This is a genomic window from Oleiphilus sp. HI0125, assembly GCF_001635355.1.
Map to the genome: position 1 here is coordinate 1 of NZ_LWGF01001187.1, position 980 is coordinate 980.

Here is a 980-nt window from a genome sequence, read left to right on the forward strand (position 1 = left end):
CGTGATAAATCTGAAGGATCTGGGATTGGACTTGCACTTGTTAGACGAGTTATTGAGCAAAACAACGGAAGCATAGAGCTCACTGAGCACACGCCTTCAACCTTAAAAGGCGCGGTATTCAAATGCACATTCAATGAATCGAGCATCGTCGTGAATGAGCGCGAAAACGCTTGAGTTATTTCATTTAATAAACAACGCTTGATATTGTCCTTCTTTAATATTGTTCCGGTTGATTAGCTTAATTTACACTTTGATCTGCAGTCACAAAGAAAAAACGTAATGAGCCCTAATCAACTCTGCGAATCAATTTCACCTTATATTCTTCAGCCCACACTCGTGCTTGAACAGTCAGTTTTGGATGAAAATATTGCAAGCGTTCGTCGTCGCATTGATGGCGATAAAAGCATACGCTTAGTCGTCAAATCTTTACCGTGTGCTGAGTTAATTAAATACATTAGTGATCAACTAAATTGCTCACGGTTCATGTGTTTTCACGGACCTTTTATCAAGCAGACCGCAAAAATCTTTCCCAAGGCAGATATTCTGTTAGGCAAGCCCTTGCCCCCGGCAAGTTTTGAGCACCTTGCGACTGAATTTCTTCAAGAAGGTTTAGCGCTAGATAATGTTCAGTGGCTAATCGATACCCACGAACACTTAGACGCATATTTGGAAATTGCTGAGCGGCTGAACGTAAACATTCGTATTAACTTAGAGATCAATATAGGTCTGAACCGCGGGGGTTTCGCTCACGAAGATCAACTAAAAATCGCGTTACTTACCATCGCTGATTCAGAGAATCTAAGTTTCTCAGGTCTCATGGGCTATGAAGCTCATGCGTCTAAAATCCCTGATGTATTCGGGGGTATGAAATTAGCACTTAAACAGGTCACAGAGAAATATCGCCGCTTCAGAGCGATTGCAGAGCGTTTTGGCAATCAAGAAGAGCTAACATTTAATAGCGCAGGAAGTACAACCTTCAC

Annotated in this window: 1 protein-coding gene; it reads left to right on the top strand. The window is 41.8% G+C overall.

All coding sequences use genetic code 11. The annotated features are described in order from the left end of the window. Positions 1 to 279: 279 nt before the first annotated feature. The coding region (locus A3762_RS20550) for an alanine racemase (protein WP_197469446.1) at positions 280 to 980 on the top strand (701 nt) is incomplete at its 3' end.